The 6,836-nt window shown below is 64.0% G+C and carries 7 protein-coding genes; 5 read left to right on the forward strand and 2 right to left on the reverse strand.

From position 1 onward, the window contains the following. The 3 genes from H928_RS28345 to H928_RS0116560 form a co-directional block, all read left to right on the forward strand. Window positions 1-1,549 (forward strand): nitric oxide reductase activation protein NorD (locus H928_RS28345; RefSeq protein WP_043340690.1); only part of this gene is annotated, 1,549 nt, incomplete at its 5' end. A gap of 145 nt (window positions 1,550-1,694) precedes the next feature. Next, entirely contained in the window at window positions 1,695-2,840 is a 1,146-nt protein-coding gene (locus H928_RS0116555; RefSeq protein WP_021027507.1) for a transporter substrate-binding domain-containing protein, read from the forward strand. A 2-nt stretch (window positions 2,841-2,842) separates the two neighbouring features. Beyond that, the gene (locus H928_RS0116560; RefSeq protein WP_021027508.1) at window positions 2,843-3,466 is read left to right on the forward strand and encodes an ANTAR domain-containing protein; all 624 of its coding nucleotides are present in this window, start codon (window positions 2,843-2,845) and stop codon (window positions 3,464-3,466) included. A gap of 127 nt (window positions 3,467-3,593) precedes the next feature. On the opposite strand, the gene H928_RS28350 is transcribed toward H928_RS0116560, so the two are convergent. Then, complete coding sequence (locus tag H928_RS28350) at window positions 3,594-4,151, reverse strand: GNAT family N-acetyltransferase (protein ID WP_043340695.1); 558 nt, start codon at window positions 4,149-4,151, stop codon at window positions 3,594-3,596. 29 nt (window positions 4,152-4,180) lie between these two features. Then, window positions 4,181-5,182 (reverse strand): LysR family transcriptional regulator, encoded by a 1,002-nt coding sequence (locus H928_RS0116570; protein ID WP_021027509.1) that lies wholly within the window; start codon window positions 5,180-5,182, stop codon window positions 4,181-4,183. Window positions 5,183-5,305: 123 nt separating this feature from the next. On the opposite strand from H928_RS0116570, the gene H928_RS0116575 reads away from it, so the two are divergent. Then, entirely contained in the window at window positions 5,306-6,244 is a 939-nt protein-coding gene (locus H928_RS0116575; RefSeq protein WP_021027510.1) for a dihydrodipicolinate synthase family protein, read from the forward strand. 316 nt (window positions 6,245-6,560) lie between these two features. Continuing rightward, window positions 6,561-6,836 (forward strand): tripartite tricarboxylate transporter substrate binding protein (locus H928_RS33505; protein WP_255343220.1); only part of this gene is annotated, 276 nt, incomplete at its 3' end.

The following is a 6,836-nucleotide window of genomic DNA, read 5'->3' on the forward strand; positions in this document are numbered from 1 at the left end:
CCGCTTGATGCTCCCGCCGCTACTCGATCTGCCCGAGGCCGAGCGTGCCCACCGGCACACCGCCATGGTGGCGCATGCTGCGGCGCATCTGCTGCATTCGCCAGCGCGCCAGCCCAGCCAGGCCTTGAAGCCCATGGGCATGGTGCTGGTCTCGGCCATAGAAGACGCCCGCGCCGAACGCCTGTTGCTGCGCGACTACCCCGGCGCACGCCCTTGGTTCCAGGCGCATATCGCGCCCGAGCCCGAGGCGGAAAACCTGGGCTTTACCGCCTTTATGGCGCGGCTTGACCGGATCTTGTTGCAGGTGGACAGCGGTAGCGCCAACCACTGGGTGCACAAGGCGCAGCAGCTTTTTGAAGACACGGTGCACCGGCATGGACTGGAAGACTATGCGGCATTCCGAGCTATCGCCTCCATCCTCGCCAATGACCTTGGCCAGATGCGCGTGCGGATGGATCCACAGCACTACGCCGGGCCCACGCTCTACCGGGATGACAACAGCTACCTCTGGGCGCATCCCGAGTCGGAAGACAGCCAGGACGAGGCCTTGCAGCTGCCCCAGACTACCGCGCAACGGCAAGTGGCGCATACAAGAAATGCGCAAGAGCCCCCCGAGCCGGCGCAAACGCCCCAGGCGGCCGAGGAATTGGAGATCGCCCGCTTTCACTACCCGGAATGGGACTACAGGAGCGAGCATATGAAGCCCGATTGGTGCCAGGTGGTCGAAAAACTCCCTGCGTGGCAGGGCCTGAGCGAGATCCGTAGTGCGCGCCTGTCCAGTGCCTCCAGGGTCGACAGTCTGGCGTTGCCCCATCCCCGCGTGCTCGACCGGCGCCATCGGCTTCGCCGCCAGTGGGAGGGCGATGCGCTGGACCTCAATGCGGCCATCGACGTGCAGGTGGACATGCGTATGCAGCTACACCCTGACCCGCGCATTTTCATGCGCAGCGGCCAGGGCCCACGCCCCGCCAGCATGTTGGTGCTGCTGGACATCTCCGAATCGGTCAACGACATCGGGCCGCAGGGCCAGAGTCTGCTGGCATTGGAGAAGCAAACCGCGCTGATGCTGGCGCAGGCGTGCTTGCGCAGCGCCGAGCGTCTGGCCATCCATGCGTTCTCGTCCAACACCCGTGCCGAAGTCAACTACTACCGCTTGCTTGATTTTGGCCAGGCACACAGCAGCGCCACGGCAGCCATGGTCCAAGCCCTGCGCGGGCGCTATTCGACGCGCATGGGGGCGGCCCTGCGCCATGCCAGCAGCCTGCTGCGCAACGAGCCCGAAGGGCAGCGCAGCCTGTTGGTGGTCACCGATGGCGCTCCGCACGACATCGATGTGCACGACAAGCGATACCTGATCGAAGATGCGCGGCATGCCGTTCAGGAGGCCAAGCGCGCAGGCGTGCGCGTTTGCTGTCTGGCTGTCGATGCACAGGCCGATGCCTATGTGCGCCAGATCTTCGGATGGCGGGGCTATGACATCGCGGATGACGCCGTGCAGCTGCTGCCGCGCTTGACCAGGATGGGCGCGCGCCTGGCCGCTGGGCGCTAGATGTGCAGGGCACTCCCCAGCCCTGCACCGATGAGACCGGCCAGCGCCTGCCGCTGCGCTAAGCTGGCTGGCACGCTTTATGCATTTACCCCGCATCCGCTCCAGTGGCCCAAGCATTGGAGTGGGATAGACCAGGAGACAGGTTTTGGCAAACAACGATCCCTTGCGTGTCGGCATTCTCTTTTCGGAAACGGGCACCACGTCCATCATTGGCCAGTCGCAACTGCAGGGCAGCTTGCTGGCCATTGACGAAATCAACAACGCCGGCGGCGTGCTCGGGCGCGAGCTGGTAGCCGTGCGCTATGACCCCGCGTCCAACCCCGCTGAGTACGCGCGCCTGGCCGAGCAGCTGATCATGCACGACCGCGTCAACACCATTTTTGGCTGCTATATGTCCAGCAGCCGCAAGGCCGTGCTGCCCGTCGTCGAGAAATGGAACAAGCTTTTGTTCTACCCCACGCTCTACGAAGGCTTCGAGTTCTCCGCGAACATCATCTACACCGGCGCCGCCCCCAACCAGAACAGCGTGCAGTTGGCCGATTTCATGACCAGCAGCTTTGGCGCGCGCGTGTACCTCATCGGCTCGGACTACATCTACCCCTACGAATCCAACCGCATACTGCGCGAATTGGTCCTGCAGCACCCCGAGGGCGAAATCCTCGGTGAGCGTTACCTGCCACTGGCGGCCACCGAGCACGATTACCGAGCCGTCATGGAAGATATCCGCCAGAAGCGCCCTGACTTCATTTTCTCCACGGTGGTCGGAGACTCCACCGCCCAGCTCTACCGCGCCTATGCCGATGCCGGCTTCAGCACCAAAGAAATGCCGATCTGCAGCCTCACCACCTCGGAGGCCGAGATCGGACAAATGGGCTTTGATATCGCAGCCGGCCACATCACCTCGGCACCTTATTTTCAGTCGATCCAATCTGCCGCCAACCAGCGCTGCCTGGCCCACCTCAAGCGGCTTTTCGGCGATGACTGCCGCCCCAATCTGTGCTGGGAAGCCTCCTATTTTCAGCTGCATATGTTTGCCAACGCCTTTCGCCGCTCGGGCAGCGACACCATCAGCGAGTTGCTGCCTTACCTGCTGGGCAGCGAGTTTGATGCGCCTCAGGGGCGTGTGCGCATCGATCCCGGAAACCACCACACCTGGGTCTACCCCCGCATTGGGCGGGCCAATGCGCAAGGGGAGTTCACCATACTGCGCGAGGCCAAACGCGCCGTATCGCCGGATCCTTATCTGGTCACCCATTCCTTGGGCGACTGGACGGCCAAGATCGAGGTCTGAGCGTGAACCCGCAGCAGCCCCGCGCTACCTCGCAGCACCTCAAGGAGCTGCGCCAACTCAAAATCATCCTGATGCACCCCGAGGATGCCGATGGCTTGCTGCTGGCCCAGCAGCTCCAGCGCATCGGCTGCCAGGTGCGCAGCGTCTGGCCACCGGTGCAGCAATTGCCGGACGACCCGGATATCGTCCTGTTGGCGGTGCGCCCTGATTTTCTGCACCTGCTTATGGCCTGGGCGAGCGGTGAGCAGGCGCCCGCTCTGGTCGCGGTGGTGAACTATGAAAACCCCACCATTGTGTCTGCCGTGCTGGAGCTCAAGGCGCAGGCGATCCTGCCTTCGCCCATACGCTCCTTTGGCCTGCTCTCCACCTTGGTCGTCGCGCGCCAGATGCACAAGGAGCACCGGCAGATGCAGCAACATGTGCACAAACTGCAAAACAAGCTGCTGGGCCAACGCCGTGTGACCGACGCCAAAGCCATCCTCATTGCCACCCATCAGGTCAGTGAAGACCGCGCCTACGAAATGCTGCGCGAGCAGGCCATGAAAAAGCGCGTATCGGTCGAAGAGATCGCCCAGGCCATCATCAGTGCGAGCGAATTGTTGGGGATGAAGGGCAAGCCCGAGTAGTGGCAGAAGCGGAGGATCCTCGGGCTGCTGCAGCGTTGCCTGGGCGCCTGGCATCAAGGCGCGGTTTATAACCTGCAGCAGCCAAGCCGCGCCAGATCTGCGCTGGGCCGATTACGGCAATCGCAGGCTACCTGGTTGACGCATACACACAGCCATTCTTTAGCTGCCCTGATGGCGTGATGCGCTCATTTTTCATCACCCCCTCCAACAGCATCCCCGCACTGGCGCAGGTCGCACGGCTGCCCGCGTTATCTTCATCGGTGCGCGCAAACACCCGCCGCGCTTTCAATTGCGTGAATGCCAAGTGCAGCACTGCCGTGACCGCCTCTTTCGCAAATCCGTTTCTGTGTACGCCACTGCGCATCCAAAAACCAATTTCCATGCTGGGAATATCCCAGCGGATCGTGTGCAGGCCCACGCTGCCTATCAACCGTTGTTCGCGATCCCACACCAGAAATGCCAGGCCAGTGCCGTTTTCGCGATCGCCCATGCTGGCGAGGCAAAAGTCTTCGGACGCAGATGCCGACGGCTCATACAGTGCCCAGGGCAGCGAGGTGGGCCAGGCGCGCAGGCTGGCCAGGCTTTCTACCACCGCAGCATAAACAGCCTTGCCATCGCCGGGGCCGGCTAGGCGCAAGCTCAGGCGGGGTGTTTGGATGGGGGTGTCGATACTGTCAGGGAACATGGGAGTTCTCGCTTGAATGCAGTGGGAGTTTAGGCGCCTGTGATGGGCTGGTGGTGGCTGCCGGAGACTGAATTTTGCGTCTGCACCAGCGCCCACAGCGCCTCTGCCGCCGGCGCCATCTCCGAGCGTTGGCGGTACAGGCGGATCTCCACCGGTACGTTCCAGCGGTCGTCGCCCGCAGGCACCAGGCTGCCGCTGCGCAGCTCTTCAGTGATAAGGCTCTGGGGCAGCCAGGCGACGCCTCGGCCTTCCAGGGCCATGGTTTTGAGCAGGGCCGCGTGGTGGGCGGTAAAGACGACGGCAACACCCTGCGCCATGCCGGGCTGGGGGGAGTGCACGGCGTCTGCGCCATCGGCAAACATGCCGCGCATGCGCGATCGCATGATGCGGCCCAGGCCCGAGGCTTCGCTGTAGGCGAGCACGGGCACAGCGCTGTGCTGGCCGATGCGGTGCAGCGGCTGGCCGGGGGCATCGGGGGCGGCGGCGCTGACCGGGCGTAGCAGGTCATCGGACAGGCGCAGCACGGGATACTGGCCTTCGTCCAGGCGGCCGGGCACGGCGGCATGGCCGTGGCACAGCACAAACTGCACGCGGCGCTGCAGCATCAGGTCTTCGCAGGCGAGTGAGCTGTCGCTCATCGTCTGGATCGGGCCCATGCGCAGCTGCGCTTCCATGCCCACCAGCCAGCGCGGAAAAAAGGTGAGCGACAGCACATGGGTGGCGGCAAAGCGCAGGCTGGCGGCAGCCTGGTCGTGCGCGGCGCGGGCCTTGATGCGGGCGGCCTCCAGATTGGCCAGCACGTTTTGCAGCAGCGGCAGAAAGCGCTGGCCGGCGGGGGTGAGGGCGGCAGGGTGGGCACTGCGGTCAAACAGCTCCACGCCGACCCAGTCTTCCAGCGAGCGGATATGGCGGCTAAAGGCGGGCTGGGCGATGGCGCGGGCTTCGGCGGCACGCGAGAAGTTGCCGGTGTCGGCCAGTGCCATGAAGTCTTCGAGCCACTCCAGATCGAGCGGGCGGTTGCCGGGTCCCATGGGTTTCCTTGGAGCCTGCCTGGCTCGTAGATAGTTGTATGCGTTTCGGGTATTGGACAGCAGGGACCCGCTAGGAAATGATGAACACCGTTGACCACCCGCACCCCTAACGGAGACAAAAACATGCCTGCCATCGCGAATTATCGTGGAATTATTCCTGCCATCTCTTGCCCTTTCACCCCGGACCACCGCATTGACGAACCCGCACTGCGCAAGCTCGCCTCCTGGCTGGCCGGCCACGATGGCGTGGTGGCGATCATGACCAACGGCCATACCGGCGAGGTGTTCTCGCTGACCCCGGCCGAGCGCGCTGAGGTGACGCGCATTGTGGCAGACGAGCTCAAAGGCCGCATGCCGGTGATCTCGTCCATCGTTTGCGAAGGCCTGGCCGATGCGGCAGAGCATGCCCGCGCTGCGGTGGAAGCCGGTGCCGTGGCGCTGGATGTCATGCCCCCGCACCACTGGCTGCGCTTTGGCTTCACCTCCGGCCATGCGCTGCAGTACTTCGAAGCCATCCACAAAGCCGCCCCCCATGCCGACCTGGTCTGCCATGTGTACCCGGCCTGGACGCGTGCTTCCTACTCGTCGCAACTGCTGGCCGACCTGGCCAGGCTGCCCTACCTGCAGGCCTTCAAGGTGGGCCAGCGCGACATGAACAAATACGCCCGCGACATCCAGGCGATCCGCGAGGCCGATGCCTCCAAGGCCATCCTGACCTGCCACGACGAGTACCTGCTCGCCTCGATGGTGCAGGGCGTGGACGGCGCGCTGGTGGGCTTTGCGACGTTTATTCCGCAGCTGATCATCGACCTGTGGAACGCCGTGAAGGCAGGCGACCTGAAGAAGGCGATGGAAGTGCAGGCCATCATCACCCCGCTCAAGGATGCCGTGTATGGCGGTGGCGAACCCACCGGCGAGGCCCATGCCCGCATGAAGGGCGGCATGTACCTGGCCGGCGTGATTGACGACGCCACCGTGCGCCCACCGACCGAAGCGCCCAATGCCAAGGAGGTGGAGGCACTGCGCGCTGCCGTCAAGCAAGCCGGGCTGCTCAAGCGCTAAGCCGCCGTTGAAGTAGGGCAGGGGACCCCAGGTCCTTTGCCCCCAGGGGTCCCGAAGAACGTGTTGACGATCTCCTCGCGCCTCGACAGTGCCCTTGCGGAATGAAGTGATGCGTGCACCTCAAGACGGGGTGTCCGCAAAGTCACTGTCCCTACGGGTTGACGTGAAATCGGGCGATTTCTTCGCGTTGGCTCTTGCTTGCACCTCGGTGCAAGCTGCGAACCACCGCTTCGAACTCATCCCGATTGCACGCCAACGCGGCTGCGTAGAGATCGTCAACACGTTCTAGAAAAAAACCGACAGGAGACAAGACACCATGCAACGCCAACCATTTATCCGTACCGCGCTACGCACTGCCATCGGTGCCGCCGCCCTGGCCCTGGCCGCCAGCGGCTTTGCGCAGACCTATCCGGCCAAGCCGGTGCGGGTCGTGATCCCCTTTCCGCCGGGCGGCACGCTCGATGCGGTGGGCCGCATGCTGGGGCAAAAGCTCGCCGACCAGTTGGGCCAGCCCTTTGTCATCGAGAACAAGCCCGGTGCCAGCGGTGTGATCGGCGGGGAGACGGTGGCCCGCGCCCCTGCCGATGGCTAT

Origin of the sequence: Comamonas sp. B-9 (assembly GCF_000410635.1) — a bacterium.
Taxonomy (GTDB): domain Bacteria; phylum Pseudomonadota; class Gammaproteobacteria; order Burkholderiales; family Burkholderiaceae_C; genus Comamonas.